Source organism: Leeuwenhoekiella palythoae, assembly GCF_900130045.1.
GTDB lineage: Bacteria > Bacteroidota > Bacteroidia > Flavobacteriales > Flavobacteriaceae > Leeuwenhoekiella > Leeuwenhoekiella palythoae.
In genome coordinates this window covers 115,359-139,847 of the sequence record NZ_FQXT01000004.1, presented here as the reverse complement: position 1 = coordinate 139,847, position 24,489 = coordinate 115,359, and the positions used below count along the sequence as shown (strand labels likewise).

Below are 24,489 nucleotides of genomic sequence, written 5' to 3'. Positions count from 1 at the left end.
AGTCTATTTGATATTTACATTTAATGAAAAAACTACAATGTTAGTGTTTGTAGATGCATTTCCAGTTCCTGTGACTAACCGTTGAACCCATATTTCAATATAATCGTTTGGCGCTAATTCAACAGTCCCCATTATAGAATTACTCACCACATCAGAAGTATTATTCACGCGCATAATAGTGTTTGTTTCGGTTAAAGTAATAGTTCCATTTTTCCTTATGAAGAATGCATAAAAGCTTCCTGTATTATCATTACCTCGAACTGATAAAGCCGCGTTTACTTGAAATGTCCGCGTTTTATTTCCTAAATAAGTTAGCCTATTGTTCTGAGGAGAGGACATCCTAAAAAGATTAACCGCAGATGTATTATTTGAATTTGAATTTCCTTGCAGGTTTAGAGCATTTTGATTTGGTACCGTTTGTAGAAATCCTGTTGTTATGGTACCATTGAAATAAATATTTCCGGTTGCAACATTATCAGACTCTACAGGAATTCCAGGGCAGTTTACAGTCCAATTATTTGTGAAATTATAACCGGTGTACGATCCAGCAGTATATCTATTAATATAAGGATTAGAAGAAGTACCCGAAAAAACGGTACTTAAAAGCACTCCATTACCAACGGTTGGATTTGAACTAACATCAAAGGCTCTAGCAGAACCACTAACTGTACTAAAGCCACTTACTTTTTGGACTAGGCCAAAAGTCCCGGAAAGCCTCTCATAGGTACCACTATTTGAGCTCAGCCAAGCTTGATTATTCAATAAAAGATTACCAATATTAGTGTATGTGACTCCATCAGCATTATTTAAAAACTGAACAATATTTCCAAAGAACAGTCCTAAATTAGCGATAGTACCTACGCTTGTAGTAGTGTTAGCAACTATTGTATTCTGCACCAGCAATGATTCTGAAACGCTTGCGCTAATGTTAAATGCCCGAGCCCCTGTAATAGTAATATTACGAATACTACCACCTGTAGAACCACTAAATACTGTTCCTCCTGTATAACTCAAAACATCTTCAGTAGCATCTAATCCTGAAACATATGCCCCATTCAGATTTATCGAAGCTGTAAGTGCAATAGTCCCATTAATCTCATAAAAAGTGTTTTCATCCAAAGTAATCACACTTCCTGAAGGTGCAGGTAAGTCAGCCTGACTTTTAACCAAAACATAATTATCTCGTTTTTCCGCACCTTTAAGTCTGGACCAAGCAGCCGACTCATAATAATAAAAAGCAGATTCATCTGTATCGTAAACCAGTAAACCATTAGCAGGACTACTTATCGCTGTGCGTTGTGCAGTAGTCATTCTAGGAGTAAGCAATCCTTTTGTGGTAGATTGTACTTCAAAAAGAGAGGAAGTGTCTGGATTTGTGGTACCAATCCCAACCTGAGCACTTAATGTCAAGCTTGCAAAAAGTACCACAAAGTAAAGTAATTTTTTAACGAGCATAAAGACAGAATTATTTAACCGAATTCTGAATTTAAACTATTTAATCTATGAAAATATACTTTTAAACGATGTTTAACGTATTGAATATTTTTAACAAGTAAGTAATAACTTACGTTAATCGATTTAGCCTAACTTCTTCCGTTTCAACTCAATAACAGTGACTTCAGGCCAGATACCTACGCGCCCCGGGTAACCTAAATACCCAAAACCTCTATTCACGTTTAGCACACGGTTTCCTTCCTTGTAAATTCCTGCCCAATTCTCATATCGATACTGCACCGGACTCCAGCGTATAAAACCGGGAATTTCGATTCCAAACTGCATTCCGTGCGTATGCCCGCTTAAGGTTAACTGAAAATGCTTAGGATCAGTTTTTAAACGCTCTGACCAATAAGAAGGGTCGTGACTCATAAGCACTTTAAAATCATTGGCGCTCAACCCGGCTGCAGCTTTATCAATATCACCCGCTTGTTTAAATCCGGCGCCCCAGTTCTCAACACCTACAAGCGCAATACGTTCACCATCTTTTTCTAACCAGCGGTGTTCGTTAAGCAACAACTTCCAGCCCATTTGTGCTTGTAAAGTTTTTAAATCTTCAAGATTTTGAGCTTTTGCCTGCTGTGTTTCCCAATCAGCGTAATCTCCATAATCATGATTTCCAAGCACGGAATACACCCCGTCTTTAGCCTTGAGCTTAGAGAAATGTTGGGTCCAGTTTTTCATCTCGCTGGCAAAATTATTGACCAGATCTCCCGTGAATAAGATCACATCACTTTCTTGCTTATTGATCAGGTCAATGCCGTATGCGATCTTGTCAGCATTATCAAAACTACCGCTGTGCACATCGCTGATTTGAGTAATCGTATACCCATCAAATGCCTCAGGAAGATCATCAAATTCGAGTTGGTACGACAACACTCTGTACCTGTATTTACCCTTATACATTCCGTAGATCAAAGATGCAAACGGAATCGCCGCTACCCCTAGAGCAATTGCACTTACAAATTTTCTTCTGGAAGGCATATGAAAAGATTCTTTACCGGATAAAGCTGTAAACGCCCCGACAATCAAGCGAATTAGATCTTCTCCAAACATAAAAAGCACAAGTAGAAGTTTCGGCACAAAAAAGACCAAGAACCAACCAAAAACATACATTTCATCAGTGGTAATTCCTTTTGAGCGATCAAGTGTACTCAGCGTATAAACTAAAAAAGCAAGGACCCCAAGAGATACAAGAATGTAACTGCTATTTAACCAAACAGATTTTGAAAAGGTTCTGAACGCTTGAAAAGCGTAAATATCAATAAGAATATAGAACAGGATAAAAAGAAACCAACGCATCGCTAAATTTTAAGAAAAGCAATATTACTAAAGCTCCTTGCGGATTTCTTTAATATATTCCTATTTTTTTGAATAATATCGTCTCAATAATCATAGGGGCTTTAGTAACTTTCCATCTTAACACAAACACAAATGAAACGTCGAAATTTTATCACCAAAACGAGCATCAATACGCTTGCTTTTGGTTTAGGAATTCACAGTCTTGCCCAAGCCGGCACGGCTAAGAATTCTGCTGAAAAGTTGAAAAAAAAGAATACAACCGCAACTACTCCTGTTGCCATCTGTACTTGGCAATTTACCGAAGCCAATGCCACTGCTGGCGCGCTTCTTGACCAAGGAATTCCTGCACTTGACGCAGTAATTAAGGGCGTAGCAGTTGAAGAAGAAAATATTAAAAATACCACTGTTGGTAAAGGCGGCTCACCCGACCGCGAAGGTAACGTAACACTTGACGCTTGTGTTATGGATCACACAGGTAACTGTGGTTCTGTTATGTGTGTTGAGAATATCACCAATGTTGCAGCCCTTGCAAAGAAAGTAATGGAGGACACGCCTCACGTTATCCTCGCCGGAAAAGGCGCCGAAGAATTTGCTGTTAAAAATGGATTTACTGCAGAAAATTTACTTACCGAGGAAAGTGAAAAAGCCTATAAAGAATGGTTAAAAACCTCAAAATATAAACCCATCATCAACATCGAAAATCACGATACTATTGGGATGCTCGGTTTAGATAAAAACGGTAACATATCTGGAGCGTGCACAACATCTGGCTTGGCCTATAAGATGAAAGGTCGCGTGGGCGACAGTCCTGTGATAGGTAGTGGTTTATTTATAGACAATGCTATTGGCGGTGCAGCAGCCACCGGCATGGGAGAAGAAGTGATCAAAACCGTAGGAAGTTTTCTCATTGTTGAACTTATGAGAAATGGTATGTCGCCGCAAGAAGCTTGCGAAGAAGCCGTTAGACGAATTGTTACTACTAATCCCAACCACACCAATTTTCAGGTTGCTTATATCGCCATCAATAAACAAGGAGAAACAGGATGTTATTGTATTCATCCCGGTTTTAAAATGATGAAGTACGCCAACGGAAAAAATATGCCTGTAGTATCCGGAAGTCACTTAAAATAAGTTAAATACGCTTAAAGTTTTTAGAAGTATTTTAACTTCTCAGGTTTTCTAAACCGAAAAAATGCTTTAGCTTTGTTTTGTGCTGAAAAGCGAAAAATATTGAAGACTGTTGTAATTGACTTGTAATAATCAATTATGATTTGGGGTGAAAGCCAGCTCTTGTAGCTGGCTTTCTTTTTTTGCCCCTAACTGCTTCCAAAAACTTAAGGGGGTGGTGAACGAGGGTAAACGTGTATTTATTCTTTACCAATCACATACAAACCCGAAGTGAAGCGTTTTAATTTTTATAACTGTACTGCCTTTCTTTATTTAATAAAATGCTTCTAAAAGCTAAGGGGTGCTGAACAAGGGTCGACGTATATTCATTCTTTACCAATCACATACAAACCCGAAGTGAAGCGTTTCAATTTATCAACTTTATTAGCTTTCTTTTTTTGCTCCTAACTACTACCAAAAGCTAAGGGGTGGTGAACGAGGGTAAACGTGTATTCGTTCTTCACCAATCACTTACAAACCCGAAGTGAAGCGTTTCAATAAATCAACTTTATTGGCTTTCTTTTTTATTTCCAACTGCTTCCAAAAGCTAAGGGGTAATGAACAAGGGTTAACGTATATTCATTCTTTACTATTCACAAACAAACCCGAAGTAAAGCGTTTTAGCTTTAATAACTATCCTATTACTTACTTAAGATAAAGACAGTCGTACTGATAATCTATAACGGCCTTTCCTTTCTTTAAAATATCGGCACCTATGATTCCGCTTACGGGACTAGCTTCGTGATTAATCAAAGCTTGGTTAACATGAGAAAGATCAAAAAGCACGATTGAAACACTTCTAGTAGACCACGTTTCGATTTCGATCAAATTATCCTGAGATATTTGGGTAAGCATATCTATCGCTCCTGCGCCGGCTGCTTTAACCTCACTATCTTCAGCAAACAGCTTAAAACGCTCCAGATCTTCAAAACCAATACACGTATTGGAAGCTCCGGTATCTAAAATGAATTCACCTAGAACCCCGTTGATGGTAGCCGCAAACTTTAAATGCCCGGTACCCACCGGTGTTAGTTTGATGCGTTTGTAGCCTTTTCTTGTGAGATGTTGCCGTAGTGAAGCCATAGTCCATTTTATGTGTTCAAACTTACTGTAATTAAAATTGGAGGACTTTAAATATTCTCTAAAGTTTGGCATAGCCAAACGCCTATTTTAACTTTGTGAGCCATGTTTATAGATACACACACCCACTTATATAGTGAGTCTTTTAAAGAAGATCGTGACGAAGTTATCAAACGCGCTCTCGACCAGTCAATTAATCAATTTGTATTACCAGCCATAGATTCTACATACACTAAAGCTATGTGGGATTTAAAAGAGCAGCACCCAAATCTAATGCATATTATGGCCGGGTTGCACCCTACTCACGTAGACCCGCTGAGTGTTTCTGAAGAGCTTGATCACGTAAAGCAGCAGCTAGAGCAAGAAAATGTATGCGCCATTGGTGAGATCGGGGTAGACTTGTACTGGGATTCTTCAACAAAAGATTTGCAACAAAAAGCTTTTGCTCAACAAATTCGCTGGGCAAAAGAATACGATTTACCTATCGCGATACATTGCCGCGATGCCTTTGATGAAGTTTTTGAAGTTCTAGAGCAAGAGAACAATGACAAATTAAGAGGCGTTTTTCATTGTTTTACAGGAAACCTTGACCACGCCAAGCAGGCGATTGCTTTCAATTTAAAATTAGGTATTGGCGGGGTTGCAACATTTAAAAATGGAAAAATCGATCAGTTTTTAAAGGAAATTGATCTGGAGCATATCGTTTTAGAAACCGACGCACCTTACTTGGCACCGAAACCTTTTAGAGGAAAACGCAACGAAAGCAGTTACTTGATTCATATCGCCGAAAAACTAGCAGATATCTATCAAGTGCCGTTATCAAAAATTGAAGAAATCACTACAGAAAATGCTAAAAAGCTATTTAAACTTGATTGATCTTTAAAATATTTCGTTCTTTACGCTTCAACAAAATTTGAAAGTGTGTCAAAATTTGACTCTATAAGACCGTATCACGATTCTGAAGTACACGAGGTATTGCAATCGTTTCACCGGCACCCCATGATTCAAGCGTTATTGCAGTTTACTTTTCCTGAAAAATCATCAGAGGAAATTAAAGCAACAATAGACGAGTGTCATTCTATCTTTGATTTCCAAAGCAAAGTAATTTATAAATCGGTTCACAAAATCATGGAGAAAAGCACAGACGGCTTTTCGACTTCTGGTTTTGATGATCTGGAGCGCAATCAACCCTACTTCTACCTTTCTAACCACCGTGACATTATATTAGACACCTCGTTTATTAATGTCGCGCTTTACGATCATGAGTTGATCATGACCGCTTCGGCTATTGGTGATAATCTTGTTAAGAAATCTTTTTTAATGGCATTGGCCAAACTCAACCGAAGTTTTCTGGTAGAACGTAGCTTGACTCCGCGTGAAATGCTGTTAAGTTCAAAAAAACTTTCAGAATACCTTCAGTTTTTACTTAGTGAGAATCAATCGATCTGGATGGCACAACGAGAAGGACGCACTAAAGACGGAAGCGACAAAACTCAACAAGGCGTGCTCAAGATGGCAGCGATGGCTCGCGGTGAGCAAACCGCACTCAACTATTTAAAGAGTCTGAATATTCGCCCGGTGGCTATTTCGTATGAATTTGATCCAACAGATATTCTAAAGGTCCCTGAGCTGATTGCTAAAAGTGAAGACACGACTTATGTAAAAAGCAATAATGAGGATTTTAATAGTATTCTCAGAGGAGCTTTAGGTTCAAAAAAGCGCATTCATATTGCCGCAGGAAAACTTTCGGCAACCACCTTTGATGAGATCGAAGCGCTAGATTTATCTGAAAACGATAAATTACAGGAACTTGCTAAACGCATAGACAGAGAGATCTATCGCATCTATAAATTATGGCCTTCTAATTATGTGGCTTATGATTTATACTATCAAACAGATCGTTTTGCGCATACTTACACTGAGCGTGATAAGCGCAGTTTTGAACGCCGTTTTGAACGCCGCGTTGATCCTTCAAGCGAAATTGCGCGCGAGAGTTTCTTACTTATGTATGCAAATCCTGTAATTAATAAACTTAAAAGCATTGAGCAAACAACCTAAAATACTACTCATCTACACCGGTGGTACTATAGGTATGATCAAGGATTTTGAAACAGGAGCACTTAAAGCTTTTGACTTTAAAGACCTTTTAGAAAAAATCCCAGAATTACGCTTATTAGATTGTGAGATAGAAACCACGGGGTTCGCCACACCTATTGACAGTTCTAATATGAATCCTGATTTATGGATTGAGCTGTGTGACATTATTGAAACGCATTACGACACTTGTGATGGCTTTGTGATTCTCCACGGAAGCGACACGATGAGCTATACTGCTTCGGCGTTGAGTTTTATGCTTGAAAATCTGGCGAAGCCGGTCATTTTTACAGGATCACAATTACCCATTGGTGATTTACGCACCGATGCTAAAGAAAATTTGATAACCGCGATTCAAATTGCAGCTTTACGCAAGAGAAATCGGCCTTATATTACAGAAGTCGGACTGTATTTTGAGTATAAATTATACCGCGGAAACCGGAGTTCAAAGATCAGTGCTGAGCATTTTGAAGCCTTCAAATCGCCTAATTATCCACCTTTGGCGACCTCAGGAGTTCATTTAAATATAGAAGATGAGAAGCTTTTACCTTATTCCAGAAAGAAGCTTTTAGTACATCGCAGTCTAGCGCGAGACATTTTAGTAGTACACCTCTACCCCGGAATTGACCAAAAATTGCTGACTTCAATTTTTGAAAATGCAACGTTTAGCGGGGTTATTCTGTTAACATTTGGCTCAGGAAATAGCACAACATCCCTTTGGTTTACCCAATTGCTTAAAAAAATTATTCACAAAAACATTCCTATTGTGAATATAACCCAGTGCACTTGGGGTAGTGTTCAAATGGGTAGTTATGAGACCAGTACAGGCCTTAAAAACATAGGCGTTATTTCTGGCAAAGATCTAACAATAGAAGCTGCCATTACAAAAATGATGTATCTCAATAGTCAAAATTTGTCTCCAAAGGTCTTTAAGACTATATTTGAAACATCTCTAAGAGGAGAAATGAGTTAATGAGAACAATTTCTTATACCAAACAAACCTTTTGGAAATCGATATTTTTTTTGTTAATTGGCAACCTTTTGAGAAAAGGCTTCGGCCTGAATAGAGAGGTGGCCGAGTGGTCGAAGGCGCACGCCTGGAAAGTGTGTATACGTCAAAAGCGTATCGAGGGTTCGAATCCCTTCCTCTCTGCTAATTTTTAATAATTGAATAATTAATTTTATATCTTTATCCCTTTACTAACTAAATTTTTAAGATCAAAAGCAATGAAAAGAGTATTTTCTATTCTAGTTATCACAGCTGTAATCGCGTTAGGCAATCTTACAGCTCAAGCAAATACTGCACCTCTTATGACTGTTAATACAACAGCTATCGTGGCAGCAGTTCAAGATGAAGCCGCAGACGAGGCAGCAGCCGATGAGACTGAGTCTTTATCCTTTACACAAGAGTTAAAAAAGCGTTTTATAGAAGGTGGCCCTGGCTTTATGGGGATCGTTCTTTTATGTCTTATTTTAGGTCTTGCAATTGCAATTGAGCGTATCATTTACCTAAACCTTGCGACTACAAACACTTCTAAATTAGCACAAGATGTAGAAGATGCTCTAAACAGTGGTGGTATTGAGGCTGCTAAAGAAGTTTGCCGTAACACCAGAGGTCCTGTTGCTTCTATTTACTACCAAGGTCTTGACCGTGTAGACGAAGGAGTTGATGCTGCTGAAAAAGCTGTTGTAGCTTACGGTGGTGTTCAAATGGGACTATTAGAGAAAAACGTTTCTTGGGTATCATTATTTATCGCACTAGCACCGATGCTTGGTTTCATGGGTACGGTAATTGGTATGATCCAGGCGTTTGATAAGATTGAAGCTGCAGGTGATATGCAACCTTCTCTTGTTGCAGGTGGTATTAAAGTAGCACTTTTAACAACTGTATTCGGTCTTATTGTTGCGATTATTCTTCAAATCTTCTATAACTATATCATCGCTAAAATCGATAGTATCGTTAATGATATGGAAGATGCTTCTATCACTTTGATAGATATGCTTGTACGTTACAAGAAGTAATAATCCCTCTTAAATACATAAACAGATTATGTTACATAAAATATTAAAAATTATTGCACTCATCTTGTCTGTTCTTGGAGCCATCTGGCTGGTAAGAATCATTCTTGCGGGTGACACTGCAATAACAGATTCAGCAGACTTACAAGATAGCTTGGTTACCCCATTTATCTTGATCGCATATGCAACCATTGCAATTGCCATTGTATTCGTTTTGGTCTTCGTTCTTAAGAACTTGTTCAGCAGCGGATCTTCTTTAAAGAGTACCTTAATTGGTCTTGGCGCGTTTCTTGCAGTAGTTGTGATATCATACGTTTTGGCTTCAGGAGAAGAAGTTCAGCTTCGTGATGGAGAAGTACTATCAGCTAGTGCATCGCGTTGGGTAGAAGCAGGTATCTATGCCTTCTATATCTTAGCGATTGTTGCAATTGGCGCAATGGTATTTTCAGGTGTAAAGAAATTAGCTAAATAAAAAAGTATTATGGCAAAAAGATCAGCTCCAGAAGTTAATGCAGGTTCGATGGCAGATATTGCCTTCTTACTCCTCATTTTCTTCCTGGTAACTACAACAATTGAGACTGATAGCGGTATTAGCCGTAAATTACCACCCGAGTTGGATGAAAATATGCCACCTCCACCGGTAATTAAAGAACGTAACTTATTTACAGTAATCGTTAACAGTAATGACGAGCTACTTGTTGAAGATAAAGTTATGGAGCTTAAGGACCTAAGAGCAGCTGCTGTTGAGTTTTTAGACAATGGTGCAGAGGACTGTTCTTATTGTCAAGGTGCTAAAGATCCTAACTCTTCTGTAAACCCTACAAAAGCGATTATTTCGCTAGTAAACAACAGAGGAACTTCTTACAAACGCTATATCGCAGTTCAGAACGAACTTGTGGCTGCATACAACCAGTTACGTGATCGCGTTGCTCAAGAACGCTACGGTGAGTCTTTCATAGCTATGGAAGCTCGTTACAACGACCCTCGTACTTCAGATGCGAATAAGGATAAATTAAAGCCGAAACTTGAATTGATTCGTGAGCTTTATCCAGAAAAACTCTCTGAAGCAGAACCTAAAAAGAGTTAAAAACATTTAACATTAAAATCTATGTCTAAATTTAATAAGAAAAAAAGTGGTGATTTACCAGCTATTTCTACGGCATCGCTGCCGGATATAGTTTTCATGTTACTTTTCTTTTTTATGGTTGCTACCGTAATGCGAGAAAATACGCTAATGGTAAAAAATGATTTACCTACAGCAAACCAAATTGAGAAACTTGACAAGAAAGATCTTGTAATGTATATCTATGCCGGGGAGCCTGTTGATCGCTTTAAAGGTGTTTATGGTTCATCTGCAAAAATTCAATTGAATGATAAAATTTCAGATGTTTCACAAATTCAAGATTTCATTTATGAAGAGCGCGCAAGTAAACGTGAGGAACTTGTTCCTTTCTTAACTACTGCCCTTAAAGTAGATGGAGACAGTAATATGGGTCTTATCTCAGATATCAAGCAAGAACTGCGTAAAGCAAACGCTCTAAAAATTAATTATGTTACCAAATCTGGTGACGCCGTTGAAGCCAACGATTAATATACTCTTAGAGTTAATTGCATATCTCTTAAAATTTAAGAAAACGTCCTGATCATTTCAGGGCGTTTTTTTGTTTCTTTAAACCGTATTTAATTGACTGAATGAAACGTCTTTCTCTACTAATATTTTTAAGTTTTACTGCAATAAACTTTGCACAAGATTCTCTTGTAACCACTATTGATACCGCCAGCGTTTACCAGAAATATAGAGAAGATCAATTTTATCTAGGCCTTACTTTTAACCTGCTTACCAATAAGCCAGAAGCAATGGAGCAAAATGGCTTTAGCGGTGGCTTGCAGTTTGGTTTTATACGGGATATGCCCATAAACAAACAGCGTAATTGGGCTATTGGCGTTGGAGCCGGTATTTCCATGAATACCTATAATCAAAATCTTTTTGTTGGGGAAACCACTTCAGAAGAGAGTATTTTTCAGATTATCGATGATCAAACTGACTACAACAAGAATTGGTTTACTACCTATCTGGTTGAAGCACCCATACAACTACGTTGGAGAACCTCTACAGCGACCGATTACAAATTCTGGCGTATCTATACCGGATTGCAGTTAGGCTACGTCTACGCTTATAAATTCTATTTTGAACAACAGGGCAACGCGGTAACGCAAACCGATGTTCCCGAGTTTGATCGCTACCGTATGGGGCTGACGTTCACTTTCGGGTATGATACTTTTAACTTTTACTTTTATTACAACCTGAATCCTATATTTAAAGATTCGGCGCAAATTGATGGAAGTCCTATCGAGCTCAACAGTCTTAAACTCGGCTTAATGTTTTACATTTTATAAAAGTAGAACATCAAAAATTGCGGGATACCGCCTACAAAAAGCCCCACAAGTAATTCGGTCATGGTGTGTGCTTTTAATTCTAGTCTGCTTGCAGCAGTAAATCCTAAACCTAGAATAAGTAACCCAATGATTACAAGATAATTGGCATTATAGATCATACTCAAGGCGATCACAAAGCACAAAACGCCGCTTACACCTACCATATGCAGGCTGGTCTTAAAGTTCAGCAGACTAAGGATAAATGAAGTTGCTGCTGTGATTAAAATTCCCAAGAAGAAAATATAAAGCTCAGGAAATTCGTAACCATTAATAATAATTCGAATAATCAGAAGAATGAGACCTACTTGAACTAAAAGTGGTATTCTACGCTCTTTAACTTCTCGTAAGTGTACTGAGGAAACCAGTTTTACACTTTCTAATAAAAAGTAAAACAACACCGGTACGACAATGGTAAGTATGCTCACCGCAAACAATTTAGCATACATAAAACTCTGCGGAACAAATTTAGGCGTAACCGAAAAGTAAATACCTACACCAAGAAGCGGCATAAATAGCGGGTGCATCAGCACCGAAAAAAAACGTAAAAAATACTTCATTAAATTTCTTTTCGAAGTCTGGCTACGGGTACATCTAACTGCTCGCGATACTTAGCAACTGTTCTTCTTGCAATAGGATAACCTTTTTCTTTCAGGATCTTGGCCAATTTATCATCGGTTAGCGGTTTACGCTTATCTTCCTCCTGAATTGTGATCTCTAATATTTTTTTGATCTCCCGTGTAGAAACTTCTTCCCCTTGATCATTGGTCATACTTTCACTGAAAAACTCTTTGATAAGCTTAGTTCCGTATGGGGTATCCACATATTTACTATTGGCCACTCGAGACACTGTGGAAACATCCATCTCGATCTCATCTGCAATATCCTTAAGGATCATTGGGCGCAAGTTACGCTCATCACCGGTCAAAAAATATTCCTTTTGATATTCCATAATGGCGCTCATGGTTACAAATAATGTTTGCTGACGTTGCTTTATCGCTTCAATAAACCATTTTGCAGCATCTAACTTCTGCTTGATAAACAGTACCGCATCTTTTTGCGACTTGCTCTTTTCTTTAGCCGCTTTATAACCCTTAAGCATATTTGTATACTCCCGAGAAACGTGCATTTCCGGAGCGTTACGGCCGTTTAAAGTCAACTCCAATTCTCCATCTCTAATATTGATAGTAAAATCTGGAATCACATGTTCTACGACTTTGGTATTGCCGGAATAGGATCCACCCGGCTTTGGGTTCAGATGCTCAATCTCGTCAATAGCATCTCTCAACTGATCTTCAGTAATATCAAATTTTGAAAGCAAACGCGAATAATGCTTTTTACTAAAGTGATCAAAAGCATCGGTTAAAATGGCTATAGCTAAGGCAACCGCTTCGGTTTCTTCTTTACGTTTCAGCTGAATCAACAAACATTCTTCAAGACTACGCGCCCCTACTCCTGCCGGATCCAAGTTTTGGACAATTCTTAAAATTTTCTCGAGTTCGTCTTCCGAAGTATAAATGTTTTGCGTGAAGGCCAGATCATCCATCAGATCAACCAACTCTCTACGCAAATAACCGCTTTCATCCACGCTACCTATGAGAAATTCTGCAATTTCCATTTGCTCATCGCTGAGTCTATACGTGTGCAATTGCCCCATTAAATGCTGCGTAAATGAAGTTCCTGATGCGTAAGGCACCTGGCGTTCTTCATCATCAGCACTGTAGTTATTACTATTTAAGCGATAACTGGGGATCTCGTCATCAGAAAGGTAATCATCAACATCGATTTCGGTTTCGATCTTTTCAGAATCGTATTCCTCATCTGCGCTGTTATCAAATTCTTCATACTCATCTCTCGCATCTTCCTTGCCACTATCAAGCGCCGGATTTTCTTCAAGCTCTTGCTTTACGCGCTGCTCAAAAGCCTGCGTAGGCAACTGAATAAGCTTCATCAACTGAATTTGTTGCGGTGAAAGCTTTTGCGAAAGTTTAAATTTGAGTTGTTGTTTGAGCATATACTTTTAAGAATCTGTTCTTACAAAAATAAAAAAATGCATCAACCGATGCATCAGAATGTTTTGTTAACAAAAAATACGCCAAAAATTAATTTTACGCTGCTTGCGCCCTTAAGAGAACACCGGATTAAAAATTTCAGCTATAGCGTAAACCTTAATTGGGCAACCCCTTTGGCGACAAGAACCAACTAAAATGCTAGCTTTTGATCGAGTTCTCAAAAGACAACATAATTGAAAAACTAGGGGACGAAAATATTATTCTTAATAGCATAGATCACCAATCCCGTGCGGTTTTTTAAACCTAGTTTTTGAAAAACCGATTCTCGATAACCTTCAATAGTTTTAGGACTTAAAAACATTTTTTCAGCGATCTCTTTATAGGTCATTTCGGTGCAGGCGTGTTTGATAAATTCAATTTCTCGTTCTTTTAAGACGATTTCTTGATCTTTTAAACGCTCCGTTTTCTTGACGATACGCTCAACCGTATTGGTATAATAATATCCGTGCTCAAGCACTTCATTTAAGGCTTGCTCTAAAATAGATTTGCGTGTGTCTTTTAATAAATACCCCTTAGCTCCAGCGCGAATCATTTGCATAACCACGCCCTCTTCTTCCTCTACCGAAAGCGCCAGCACCTTGATCTCAGGATAGTACTTTGTTAAATACTGCGTAGTTTCGACCCCGCCCATCACGGGCATTTTTACATCCATAAGCACAACATCTGGTTGCATGTGAGGATTGGCCTCGATAAAGTCTACCAACTCTCTTCCGTTAACCGAAACGTTGACAACTTCAAAATTCTCAAAACGTCTTACTAATCCCGCAATGGCCTCTGACAGCAAGGTGTGATCATCTACTAAAGCAACTTTATACATATTCTAATTTCTAATCTAAAGGATAATATAATTTTAATTGAGTCCCAGCCCCGGGAATAGAACTTATACGTGCCTGCGCTCCTATCAATTGGGCACGTTTATCTATGTTACTTAAACCTATACCGCGCTCTAATAGTTTCTCTGCGTCAAAACCTACCCCATCATCTAGTGCAGTGATCTCTAATGCATCAGCTTTAAACTGAACACGTATCTGCAGTTTGGACGCCTTAGAATGCTTCATCGTGTTACTCATAAACTCTTGTACTATCCGAAACAAAATTATTTCCGCTTTAGGATTAAGTTGCACAGGATCACCGATCAAATCATAGGTTGCCGAAAGAAATTTTAAGCGGTTAAAGCGGGCCACTTCGTTTTCTAAGGACTTTAGAAGCGACTGACCGTTAATCGCTTCTGGGTTGATCGATTTTGACAACGCCCTGAGCTCATTTAAGCCCGTTCCTATCGTTTCTGCGACTTCGAGCATATCTTCACCATCTTCTATATTTTGCGCTTTAATCTTGGCTAAGGTGAGCAACTGGCCAATATTATCGTGCAATTCCCAACTGATGTTACGTAAAGTTTCTTCGCGTATCTCTATTTGGGTTTCTGCAATAGCGCGTTCGTAGCGTTTTTCGGCTTCTATTTGCTCGCGCAGCAAACTGTTTTTACGTTTCATAAATACTGAAAACAGGACAAAAATGATCACCGCCAGCAGGAATAATACCAGCAAAACAACCAATATGACTAAAAGCTGCGTATCCTGATCCATAGTTATTGCATTAAATAGTTTGAAGATTTAGCTCTATAAAAACCATAAATAAAAATTAGATACATAGCACTCGCCACCCAAAAGCTTGCGTTACGAATTATATTAAAAAACTGTCGTCTCTCATCATTCAGCTCCATAACTCTTGGCCAACCTACATAAGTCATTGTAAGTACAGGTAACTGTACCACAAGATTTAGAATCAGTGCTATACTTATATAAACTAAAAAAACATCTTTTAAGGTGGTGGTTAAATTATTATTTATCACTTCGATCAGAAAAAAGAGAATCACTATGAGCAATAAAAAACCACCAAAAACTCTTGAAAACAAAGCGACCCCCTCTACAATACCATGAGTAAATACAAAGTATAAATAGCTCAAACACCAGAGACCAAACATCATCAAAATAATCTGTCTGAAACGATCGCTTACGGCATATTGATAAAATAAATAAAAGTACACTCCAAAATATATAGGGTAACGCACATTATAGAATATGCTCGTGTGATCTGCCCAACCAAAAATATAAATTGTAGATGCTGTGACCTCATTTAAAAAATTATACCCTAAAAAAAGAATGAACCATATTATAGAGGTACTTTCAAACTTTTTCCAATAATATAGACCAGTAACAAACGCAGCCAACTCAAAAAAGTACATTATTACCAAAGAGGGATTCCCAGTCAAATATCCCAGACGTTCATAAGAAAACTCAAACGTGATTATTGAGGTTTGCAATGGCTTATTTAGTTTAGATTACTAGTTCTTGGTGCTTTAGCTCTATAAAAACCATAAACAAAAATTAAATATGAAACACAATAAGCCCAAAAGCTAGCATCTCTAATGATATTATAAAATGCATTAAGACTGTCTGAAGCATCTGTTATTTTATACCACCCTACATATATGGCTACAGAAACAGGAAGTTGAATGACTGTACTTATCACAAGACCAATACTTATATAAATCAAAACAAGGTCTTGTATTTTGCTCAAATCTGCACTATTTATTGTTTCAACCAAATATAAAAGAACAACCACAAGCAGAAGCATATCACCGGTTACTGCTGAAAATAGCGGTTTTTGATAAAGAAAATAACTTGTTGCTACAAAATAGATATACGTCAAAAGCCATAGAGCATAAAAAGCGACCACTGTATTTTTGAATGAACGTTTATTTAAGTATTTGAAATACATCCAAAAGAGTGCTGAAAAATAAATCAAGTATCTTAGATTGTAAAATGCGGTATTTCTATCGGCAAGATTAGCAACCACAACAAAAGCAGCTGCTACCTCATTCAAGAAGTTATATCCTAAAAAAAGAATAAAAATGACGATTGGTGTTTTAGAGAACTTTTTCCAATAGCATAAGCCAACTATAAACGAAAGCAGCTCGAGCGCAGTCATGGTCATCGTGGATGGATTGCTCAAAATGAACTCTAAACGTTCCTGTGATATTTCTAAATCCAATCTTCTCTAATTTTTAAATCCTAAATTAATTATTTGGCCTACCGCGTTAAACTCATACTTGGTGCTTTTGCTCTATAAAAACCATAAGCAAAAATGAAATACATTAAAGCCCCAGCAAAAGTGCCCACATTTCTTAAAATCTGATAAAACTCCATTCTTGGCCCCGTATCCTTTCCAATTTTCTCCCACCTCACAAATGAAGTGACTGAAGTTGGAATACTAATTACCAAATAAACCAAAAGCCCTAAGCCTAGATAAATAATCATGTTGTCTTGCAGCTTTGAAATAGTTGAAGCATTAATGACTTCTATAAAAACAAATAAAACACTGATCATCTTAAGAAAATCACCGAGAACCGTTGAGAACAATGCATATTCTAAAACTAGATTTTTGGTAAAAAGCTGATACGTAAAGCTTATCAACCAAACACTATAAAAGAGAACAACGGCAAGTTTCAGCCTTTTTCGTAATAGGTATTTATAAAAAATGTAAAAATGAACACTAAAGTAAATGACTTGATGCACATTATAAAAAATAGTATTGTTATTACTCAAGCCACTAACGTAATAGGCTAAAGCAGCCATTTCGTTAAAGAAATTATATCCTAGAAATAGAATAAACCACCTTATAGGCGTTTGTTTAAAATTATTCCAATAAATCAATCCGAAAACGAAACTCAGCAATTCGGCAAAATCAGAAATCATTATTCCTGGATTTGTAACGAAATACGCAATGCGCTCTTGCCAATCTGAAATTATTAGTGATTCAATCGTCACCCTTAATCTAGCTTAGATGTTGATTAAAAATCTTCATCACTTATTGGTGGTGGTGGCATTTCTTGGCCAAAATTCTCGGCAAGAGAGTTAACGTCCTCTGCTCCCAAACCTGAAGTCAAAGCAGATCCATTCAACACAGATCCAACAGTCACTGCACTCTTAGAACCATCAGCATTATTAAGAATAGCAAAACTTACAGTATCTTTTGTTCCATCTGCAAAAACAAATTCAGCTGCGGGATTAAAAAACACTGTCCCCTTATTTGCTTTAGTTTTTTTAATAGGTTTTTTACCATATTTACCAAAATACACCCGTAGTTCCAAAACCTCTACACCGGCAGAATCTGCCTGCTCCTCGATGTATGCCATATATTTTTTCATTTCAGCAAATGAGAAACTAACTAGACGGGTGGCCTGTTTATAATTAGCGTCCTCTTTAGGAATGGTATCGCCTTCTTCGGTGATGTTTTCAGCGAGCTCGATAAGCTCAACACGACTGTTACCGTAATTTTTATACAGCGAATCTGCCTGGGCTAAGGGAATAATATTAGCCGGAGCACCTAGAATTGGCGTTTCCGCCTCCTCGCACTCGCAAGGTTTTTCGCAAGAAGTAATCAAAAATGCAGCAGTAAGCACCGCTGCAATTAGGGTAGTTTTTTTCATCTGTTGGATTTTAAAATAGTCAGGTGTAAAATAGACATCTTTTTTTTCACTAGGAAAAAACACTTTTAAAAAGGGGGTTTTTCCCCGTAGCATTTTTAATCCCAAAAAAAAGCCCGATTTAAAAATTTAAATCGGGCTTTTTTTTAATTTATTGCTCTGTTTAAAACTCAGCGTTTTGCGGAAAACGTGGATAAGGAATCACGTCTCTAATATTGGTCATTCCGGTTGCGAATAGTACTAAACGCTCAAAACCAAGACCAAAACCACTATGCACACAGCTACCAAAACGGCGGGTATCTAGATACCACCACAGTTCTTCTTCGGGGATGTCTAGCGCTGCCATTTTTTCTTGCAACACTTCTAAACGCTCTTCTCGCTGCGAACCTCCTACGATCTCACCAATTCCCGGGAAGAGAATATCCATCGCGCGTACGGTTTTGCCGTCTTCATTTAAGCGCATATAAAACGCTTTGATATTTGCGGGATAATCAAATAAGATCACCGGGCACTTGAAGTGCTTCTCTACAAGAAAACGCTCGTGCTCACTTTGCAAGTCGGCTCCCCAAGTTTCAATAGGATACTTGAACTTTTTCTTTTTGTTTGGCTTCGAGTTTTTGAGGATCTCGATCGCTTCGGTATAGCTTACGCGCTTAAAGTTGTTCTCCAATACAAACTTTAATTTCTCACGCAACGGCATTGGCGCACGCTCTGCTTCGGGTTTGCTTTTATCTTCCTGGATCAATCGGTTTTCTAAAAACTCCAGATCATCCTGGCAGTTATCCATAACAAACTGAATCACATATTTGATAAAGTCTTCCGCCAGATCCATATTCATATCCAAGTCGCAAAAAGCAACTTCCGGCTCGATCATCCAGAATTCTGCCAAGTGACGGCTCGTATTTGAATTTTCAGCTCTAAAGGTTGGCCCAAAGGTGTAAATCTGTCCCAGACCCAACGCATAAGTTTCTCCTTCTAACTGACCAGAAACCGTCAAATTAGTTTCCTTTCCGAAGAAATCCTTTTTATAATCAATGTTTCCATTCTCATCCTTCGGCGGATTTTTCATATCTAAAGCAGTCACTTTAAACATTTCGCCCGCGCCTTCTGCATCACTACCCGTTACAATAGGCGTATTTACATAGTAAAAACCTTCTTTCTGAAAGTATTGATGCACCGCAAAGCTCAATTGCGAACGCAAACGCATCACTGCACCAAAAGTATTGGTACGCACACGTAAATGGGCTTGCTCGCGCAATTTCTCTAGCGTATGACGCTTAGGCGACAAGATGGTTTTCTTTACCTCTTCAGGATCTGCATCGCCAAGAATTTTAATTTCTTTAGCTTCAACTTCAACAGCCTGACCACCGCCCTGACTTTCGATAAGATTACCGGTAACGGCGATTGCAGCTCCTACGGTAATACGTTTTAAAAGCTCTGGATCTGTATTTTCAAAATCAACGACACACTGTAAATTATTAAGCGTAGAACCGTCATTTAGCGCAATAAAGCGATTGGCTCTAAACGATCTCACCCATCCTTTTACGGTAAGTTCGTGCCCTTTGGGCTCTTCTTTTAAAATGTGTACAATGGTTTTTCTCATAGTTATAGAATCAAAACGTCTTAAGACGTGATTGGCTTAGTTCTGTAATTCAAGTTTGATACGCGACAAAGATAAATTTTACATCAGATTGCCGCAAAACTGGCTGAAAATTTAAACGGAATTATTCTTTTTCTAATTCTTCAAGCACTTCTTCATCTTCTACTTCGTCCAGAATGTGGATCGCAGGTTTTTTAAAATCTTCTTTGTTGGCGATATTTCGCTCTAGCGAAAGCAACAACGACGGAAGCAATAATAGGTTAGATAACATCGCAAAGATCAAGGTTACCGAAACCAAACCTCCTAGCGCAACTGTACCACCGAAGCTACTGATCATAAATACCGAAAATCCAAAGAACAAGACGATAGAAGTATAAAACATACTTACGCCAGCTTCTTTTACCGAAGCATACACCGAACGCTTGATCTTCCAACCGCTGCTTTTTAATTCCTGACGGTATTTGGCCAAAAAGTGAATGGTGTCATCTACCGATATTCCAAACGCAATACTGAACACTAAAATGGTTGAAGGTTTTATAGGCACGCCCAGAAAGCCCATCAATCCGGCGGTGATCAATAAGGGTAGTAAATTTGGGATCAAAGAAACCAAGATCATTTTAAACGACCGGAACATAAACGCCATAAATATGGAGATCAATAAAATGGCCAGCGACAAACTGATGATCAGGTTATTGATTAAATAATTGGTTCCTTTTTGAAACACCAAAGCCTTACCGGTTAGCGTCACATCAAACTTATCTTCAGGAAAAAGAATACTTATTTTGTTGTACAGATTGTCTTCTACAATCTCCATACGATCAGTACCAATATCTTGCATAAAGGTCGTCATACGTGCATATTGACCGGTAGAGTCTACATAACTGTCCAGCAGTCCAGCTTCACTAGAAAAGCTTTGCGCATAAGGCAAAATAAAGTTGCGCTCGTTTGAAGTAGGCAATTGATAATACTGCGGATCCCCATTGTAAAAAGCCTGCTTTCCATACTTTACTAAATTCACAATAGAAATAGGCTTAGAAAGCTCTGGAGTTTCTGAGATGGTCGTTGCCAGCTCGTCCATACGTTTTAGCGTTGGCAACTTCATCACGCCTTTAGGACGCTTGGTATCGATCAACACTTCAAGCGGCATTATCCCGTCAAACTCGCTTTCAAAGAACTTGATGTCTTTGTAAAACGTCGTGTTCTTGGGCATATCTTCAATCAAACTGCCCGAAACCTTTATTTGATAAATACCTATCATACTTACAATAAGTAAGATCACGGTACTGATGTAGATCGTGATGCGGCGATCGCGCACCATACGTTCAATCCAGTTTACAAAACCTTCGATCCAGGTTTTTCCCAAATGTTTTAAATGACGCTCTTTTGGCGGCGACATATAGCTATAAATGATAGGAATGATGAGCAAGCTCAATAAAAATATCGCCAGAATATTGATTGAAGCCACAATACCAAATTCCTTCAACAGCGAACTCTGCGTCAAAATAAATGTTGCAAAACCCGAAGCGGTCGTGATGTTGGTCATCAAGGTTGCGTTACCAACTTTTGTGATCACACGCTGAAGCGCCTTGATTTTATTTCCGTGGTTTTTATATTCCTGCTGGTATTTATTGATCAAAAAGATACAGTTAGGAATCCCGATCACAATAATCAACGGCGGAATTAACGCGGTAAGAACGGTAATTTCATAACCTAACAAACCTAGGAATCCAAATGCCCACATCACCCCGATCACCACAGTGATCATCGAAATAAAAGTAGCTCGGTAGGATCTGAAAAAGAAGAAAAAGATAAGCGAGGTTACTAATAGTGCTCCACCTACAAACCAACCGATTTCACTGATGATCGTTGCACTGTTTAGCGTGCGTATGTACGGCATCCCGCTAGTATGCACTGTGATCCCGGTCTCTTCTTCAAACTGATCAATCAACGGAATGAGGTCATCTACGATAAAGTCTTTCCGCGCTGCGGTATTTACGATATCCTTTTTAAGATACACCGCACTGCGTACCGTACCGGTCTCTTTATTATAGATCAGTCCTTCATAAAAAGGCAAGTCTTTAAAAAGCTTTTTCTTTAGCGCCTCTGCTTGCACTTTAGTATTTACAGAACCGTCTACAAAAGGAATCATTTCAAAACGCTTGGGCTCCTCTTGCTTCTGAAGCAGTTTTAAATCTTTAAGAGATACCGAAAGCGCGACTTCATTAAAATCATTAATGGTATCAGAAAGCGCGTTCCATTTGTTAAGCGTTTCAGGAGTAAAAAGCGTAGAATCTTTTATTCCGAATACGATAAGATTTCCTTCTTCTCCAAATTGATCAAGAAATTTGTTGTATTCCAGATTGACTTCGTGATCATCCGGCAGTAAGTTGGCCTCGGTGTAGGTAAATCGCATGTACTTCCACTGTGTGCCTAAAAACACAGTAAATGCAGCAACCAGAAAAAGAATAAAGAGTCTGTTGCGTAAGATAAGGCGTGCGACACCGTTCCAAAATCCGTAACCCAATAGCTTGGTCATCGTCCTAATTTAAGAGGCGCAAAGATACTCATTTAAGAACGAATAGCCTTTGCCATAAATCAAAAACAAAATCCGCAGAAAAGCGCAGGCTTTGAACTGAAGATCCCTACGGAATCCTAATTTGAAAATCTATTTATAACTGAAGGTTAAACGTAAACTTGAACGCAATGTTATCTGCAAAACTAGGCAGACTATACGCCCCGTAACGGTAGGTTAAACTCGTACCGAAGCCAAAAAGAATCTTGTTGATTTCAAAGCCGGTTTCCGTATAGCCTTTATCAAGAGTTCCAAAACTCACATCCTGATGGCGCTCTATGTTTGAGATATCGCCGATGGCATAACGGGTGATGAATACCATTTCGGGCTTGAATTTTTCGCCTAAATTAAACGGCCGCAAATGATGTTTTACTTGCAGCGTCGCAATACGATCTGAAAAGAATTCCCCAAAATACATGGTTTCAAAACTATTTACACCCGCCACCGAAAAACGCTGCATAATGGTTTCTTTAGTAGGTGCATTGGGATACGCGTGAAATAAATGCGTCAACGGCACTTCGCCAAATGCCATCTTTCCTTCAATCAAAAATTCGGTGGTTGATTTATTGAGGCGTTCTACTTGATAGTAAAATTTTGCTCCTACTCTGGTAAAATCAAAATCTCCATCAAACAAGCCTGAAATTCCTTTAGAAACTTGCGCTGTAACTTTAGGATAGCCATCGTAGATCTCTACCGTTCCTTTCTCAGAACGCATAAACTTACTCGACGGACTCCATCGAACTCCAAAAGTGGCTTCGGTGATATCATATTCCCTATACGACTGATCGCCCAATACAAAGGTGTAGTCTTGGGTTTGAATGATATTGGTTTTGGCAAATTGTAATTCTGATAAAATCTTTGGCGTGATTTGATACTCTTGGTTCAGTCGGAGTGTTTTATAATCAAAAAACTGCGTGATATTCACCAAACGCGGCTCAAATAAAGAGTATACCCGGCGATCTGTTAAATAGTTAAAGCTACCTACTTCCTGCAAGTCATCGTTATAAGTTAAACTTAACCAGGCACCGTGAGATTCATTGAGCATTATCCCACCCCCAATGCCGTATTTTAAGGCCTTATCTTTGAATCCATAAGCTGTGTAGCCTTCTAACCTGAACTTTTGCGAAAACGAAGCATTGGTCACTCCGCCCAAGCCCAGTCGCAAACCTTCGTAATTGTTATACTTTACGGGATAGGTCAAATCAAAATCAAAAAAATCAACCGTGTAATAGCCAATCCCAAAGTTGTTGATGACTGCTAAACGACGCTCAATATTTTGAGTTTCTACGATGTTATTGAGGTAGTCAAAACTATTAAGGTCTCGCTGCGTCAACGCTTGTGAGCGGTATTTTTTCCAGAAGGATTCGGGTTTACTTTCTGCGCCTTCCATCACTTCAACCGCAAGATTGGGATGTTCGATCTCCTCGTCTTCAGAAAGGTTAAAATTGGCATTGTACGAAGTAGAAAGCAAGTACCTGCCTTCTATCGCCTCTTTAACCGGGTTGCGCTCGATGGTTCCTACGGAAACTTTTCCTCTAAAAAGCGACAATCGCTTTGAGGTTTCGCCCTTTTCAATATAAAGTTTACTTGACTTGGGGAGGTAAACAGCCTTATCCTCAAGATACGTGTAATGCTGCTCAATACGAGCCACAAGCTCATCATTAATCGCGATATGCACCCGCTGAATGGCTAAAGATTCTTGATCTAGATATAAAATCCCTTCTAGCCCGGGAATAGTTTGTGGCCTTTTTGGCTGAAAAGCCACCGCATAACTGGTACGTTCTAAAATGGTGGTATCAGCAACAAATTGATAATCATAATTCTTGAGTCCGCGAGAAGAAAGTGGTCCGGCGTAACGGTAATTAAAGATCACAAAATCTTCATCATAAAAGGAGCGCGACTGCAAGGTGATCCCAAGCACTTCATAACGCGGTTCTTTAAAACCGGCCATATTGAGGCCCAGCACTTCTTCTTTAAAACCCGAATATGCATCAAACTCATTTTTTGAAACCTTTTCGGTAAAAAAAGAATGGGCGTTCGTTTCACGTTCTAAGGAGTCTGTGATGATGGTTTTCTCGTAAGTGGTATAGCTGTAATGCGGCAGCGCCTCTTGAGGATTATTTTGTTCTGCCGCTAAAATGGCACGTTGCATTAACGAATCGACAGC

Annotated in this window: 23 protein-coding genes and 1 tRNA gene; 10 read left to right on the top strand and 14 right to left on the bottom strand. The window is 38.7% G+C overall.

Annotation, left to right across the window (positions count from 1 at the left end; all coding sequences use genetic code 11):
- Nucleotides 1-3: 3 nt before the first annotated feature.
- Both BUA96_RS11010 and BUA96_RS11005 read right to left on the bottom strand, forming a co-directional pair.
- Nucleotides 4-1,455 carry an autotransporter outer membrane beta-barrel domain-containing protein gene (locus BUA96_RS11010; RefSeq protein WP_072983084.1) on the bottom strand — a complete coding sequence of 484 codons (1,452 nt, stop codon included), beginning with the start codon at nucleotides 1,453-1,455 and terminating at the stop codon, nucleotides 4-6.
- A gap of 123 nt (nucleotides 1,456-1,578) precedes the next feature.
- Entirely contained in the window at nucleotides 1,579-2,796 is a 1,218-nt protein-coding gene (locus tag BUA96_RS11005) for a metallophosphoesterase (RefSeq protein ID WP_072983083.1), read from the bottom strand.
- Nucleotides 2,797-2,928: 132 nt separating this feature from the next.
- Between BUA96_RS11005 and BUA96_RS11000 the strand changes: the two genes are divergently transcribed.
- On the top strand, nucleotides 2,929-3,927 hold the full coding sequence (locus BUA96_RS11000; protein ID WP_072983081.1) for an isoaspartyl peptidase/L-asparaginase family protein: 999 nt from the start codon (nucleotides 2,929-2,931) through the stop codon (nucleotides 3,925-3,927).
- A gap of 681 nt (nucleotides 3,928-4,608) precedes the next feature.
- On the opposite strand, the gene BUA96_RS10995 is transcribed toward BUA96_RS11000, so the two are convergent.
- On the bottom strand, nucleotides 4,609-5,046 hold the full coding sequence (locus BUA96_RS10995) for a retropepsin-like aspartic protease (RefSeq protein ID WP_072983079.1): 438 nt from the start codon (nucleotides 5,044-5,046) through the stop codon (nucleotides 4,609-4,611).
- Nucleotides 5,047-5,148: 102 nt separating this feature from the next.
- Here BUA96_RS10995 and BUA96_RS10990 point away from each other — a divergent pair, with 102 nt between their 5' ends.
- From BUA96_RS10990 to BUA96_RS10950, 9 genes are all read left to right on the top strand, one after another.
- The gene (locus BUA96_RS10990) at nucleotides 5,149-5,919 is read left to right on the top strand and encodes a TatD family hydrolase (RefSeq protein WP_072983078.1); all 771 of its coding nucleotides are present in this window, start codon (nucleotides 5,149-5,151) and stop codon (nucleotides 5,917-5,919) included.
- 45 nt (nucleotides 5,920-5,964) lie between these two features.
- Nucleotides 5,965-7,101, top strand: coding sequence for a 1-acyl-sn-glycerol-3-phosphate acyltransferase (locus tag BUA96_RS10985; protein ID WP_072983076.1), 1,137 nt, complete (start codon nucleotides 5,965-5,967; stop codon nucleotides 7,099-7,101).
- Nucleotides 7,102-7,135: 34 nt separating this feature from the next.
- Nucleotides 7,136-8,110, top strand: a complete 975-nt coding sequence (locus BUA96_RS10980) for an asparaginase (RefSeq protein WP_233430646.1) — start codon at nucleotides 7,136-7,138, stop codon at nucleotides 8,108-8,110.
- Between the two features lie 92 nt (nucleotides 8,111-8,202).
- Nucleotides 8,203-8,290, top strand: a tRNA-Ser gene (locus BUA96_RS10975).
- Between the two features lie 74 nt (nucleotides 8,291-8,364).
- The gene (locus BUA96_RS10970) at nucleotides 8,365-9,159 is read left to right on the top strand and encodes a MotA/TolQ/ExbB proton channel family protein (protein ID WP_072983073.1); all 795 of its coding nucleotides are present in this window, start codon (nucleotides 8,365-8,367) and stop codon (nucleotides 9,157-9,159) included.
- A gap of 28 nt (nucleotides 9,160-9,187) precedes the next feature.
- Nucleotides 9,188-9,628 carry a hypothetical protein gene (locus BUA96_RS10965; protein ID WP_072983071.1) on the top strand — a complete coding sequence of 147 codons (441 nt, stop codon included), beginning with the start codon at nucleotides 9,188-9,190 and terminating at the stop codon, nucleotides 9,626-9,628.
- 9 nt (nucleotides 9,629-9,637) lie between these two features.
- Nucleotides 9,638-10,243, top strand: a complete 606-nt coding sequence (locus BUA96_RS10960) for an ExbD/TolR family protein (RefSeq protein WP_072983070.1) — start codon at nucleotides 9,638-9,640, stop codon at nucleotides 10,241-10,243.
- Nucleotides 10,244-10,264: 21 nt separating this feature from the next.
- Complete coding sequence (locus BUA96_RS10955; protein WP_072983068.1) at nucleotides 10,265-10,747, top strand: ExbD/TolR family protein; 483 nt, start codon at nucleotides 10,265-10,267, stop codon at nucleotides 10,745-10,747.
- Between the two features lie 101 nt (nucleotides 10,748-10,848).
- Nucleotides 10,849-11,553 (top strand): porin family protein, encoded by a 705-nt coding sequence (locus BUA96_RS10950; protein WP_072983067.1) that lies wholly within the window; start codon nucleotides 10,849-10,851, stop codon nucleotides 11,551-11,553.
- On the opposite strand, the gene BUA96_RS10945 is transcribed toward BUA96_RS10950, so the two are convergent.
- The 11 genes from BUA96_RS10945 to BUA96_RS10895 form a co-directional block, all read right to left on the bottom strand.
- Entirely contained in the window at nucleotides 11,541-12,149 is a 609-nt protein-coding gene (locus tag BUA96_RS10945; RefSeq protein ID WP_072983065.1) for a hypothetical protein, read from the bottom strand. The genes BUA96_RS10950 and BUA96_RS10945 overlap by 13 nt on opposite strands.
- Nucleotides 12,149-13,603 (bottom strand): RNA polymerase factor sigma-54, encoded by a 1,455-nt coding sequence (gene rpoN, locus BUA96_RS10940; RefSeq protein WP_072983063.1) that lies wholly within the window; start codon nucleotides 13,601-13,603, stop codon nucleotides 12,149-12,151. Before rpoN ends, BUA96_RS10945 begins: the two co-directional genes overlap by 1 nt.
- 239 nt (nucleotides 13,604-13,842) lie before the next feature.
- Nucleotides 13,843-14,478: a response regulator transcription factor gene (locus tag BUA96_RS10935; RefSeq protein WP_072983062.1), complete on the bottom strand. Its 636-nt coding sequence runs from the start codon at nucleotides 14,476-14,478 to the stop codon at nucleotides 13,843-13,845.
- A gap of 10 nt (nucleotides 14,479-14,488) precedes the next feature.
- Nucleotides 14,489-15,247 carry a sensor histidine kinase gene (locus BUA96_RS10930; RefSeq protein ID WP_072983060.1) on the bottom strand — a complete coding sequence of 253 codons (759 nt, stop codon included), beginning with the start codon at nucleotides 15,245-15,247 and terminating at the stop codon, nucleotides 14,489-14,491.
- Nucleotides 15,248-15,249: 2 nt separating this feature from the next.
- Entirely contained in the window at nucleotides 15,250-15,984 is a 735-nt protein-coding gene (locus BUA96_RS10925) for a hypothetical protein (protein ID WP_072983058.1), read from the bottom strand.
- Between the two features lie 8 nt (nucleotides 15,985-15,992).
- On the bottom strand, nucleotides 15,993-16,715 hold the full coding sequence (locus tag BUA96_RS10920; protein ID WP_072983056.1) for a hypothetical protein: 723 nt from the start codon (nucleotides 16,713-16,715) through the stop codon (nucleotides 15,993-15,995).
- Nucleotides 16,716-16,753: 38 nt separating this feature from the next.
- Nucleotides 16,754-17,491: a hypothetical protein gene (locus tag BUA96_RS10915; protein ID WP_072983055.1), complete on the bottom strand. Its 738-nt coding sequence runs from the start codon at nucleotides 17,489-17,491 to the stop codon at nucleotides 16,754-16,756.
- A 23-nt stretch (nucleotides 17,492-17,514) separates the two neighbouring features.
- Nucleotides 17,515-18,153, bottom strand: coding sequence for a hypothetical protein (locus tag BUA96_RS10910; protein WP_128755692.1), 639 nt, complete (start codon nucleotides 18,151-18,153; stop codon nucleotides 17,515-17,517).
- Between the two features lie 160 nt (nucleotides 18,154-18,313).
- Complete coding sequence (gene asnS / locus BUA96_RS10905) at nucleotides 18,314-19,753, bottom strand: asparagine--tRNA ligase (protein ID WP_072983051.1); 1,440 nt, start codon at nucleotides 19,751-19,753, stop codon at nucleotides 18,314-18,316.
- 121 nt (nucleotides 19,754-19,874) lie between these two features.
- On the bottom strand, nucleotides 19,875-22,286 hold the full coding sequence (locus BUA96_RS10900; protein WP_072983050.1) for an efflux RND transporter permease subunit: 2,412 nt from the start codon (nucleotides 22,284-22,286) through the stop codon (nucleotides 19,875-19,877).
- 133 nt (nucleotides 22,287-22,419) lie between these two features.
- Nucleotides 22,420-24,474, bottom strand: a complete 2,055-nt coding sequence (locus tag BUA96_RS10895) for a DUF5686 family protein (protein WP_233430638.1) — start codon at nucleotides 24,472-24,474, stop codon at nucleotides 22,420-22,422.
- Nucleotides 24,475-24,489: the final 15 nt, after the last annotated feature.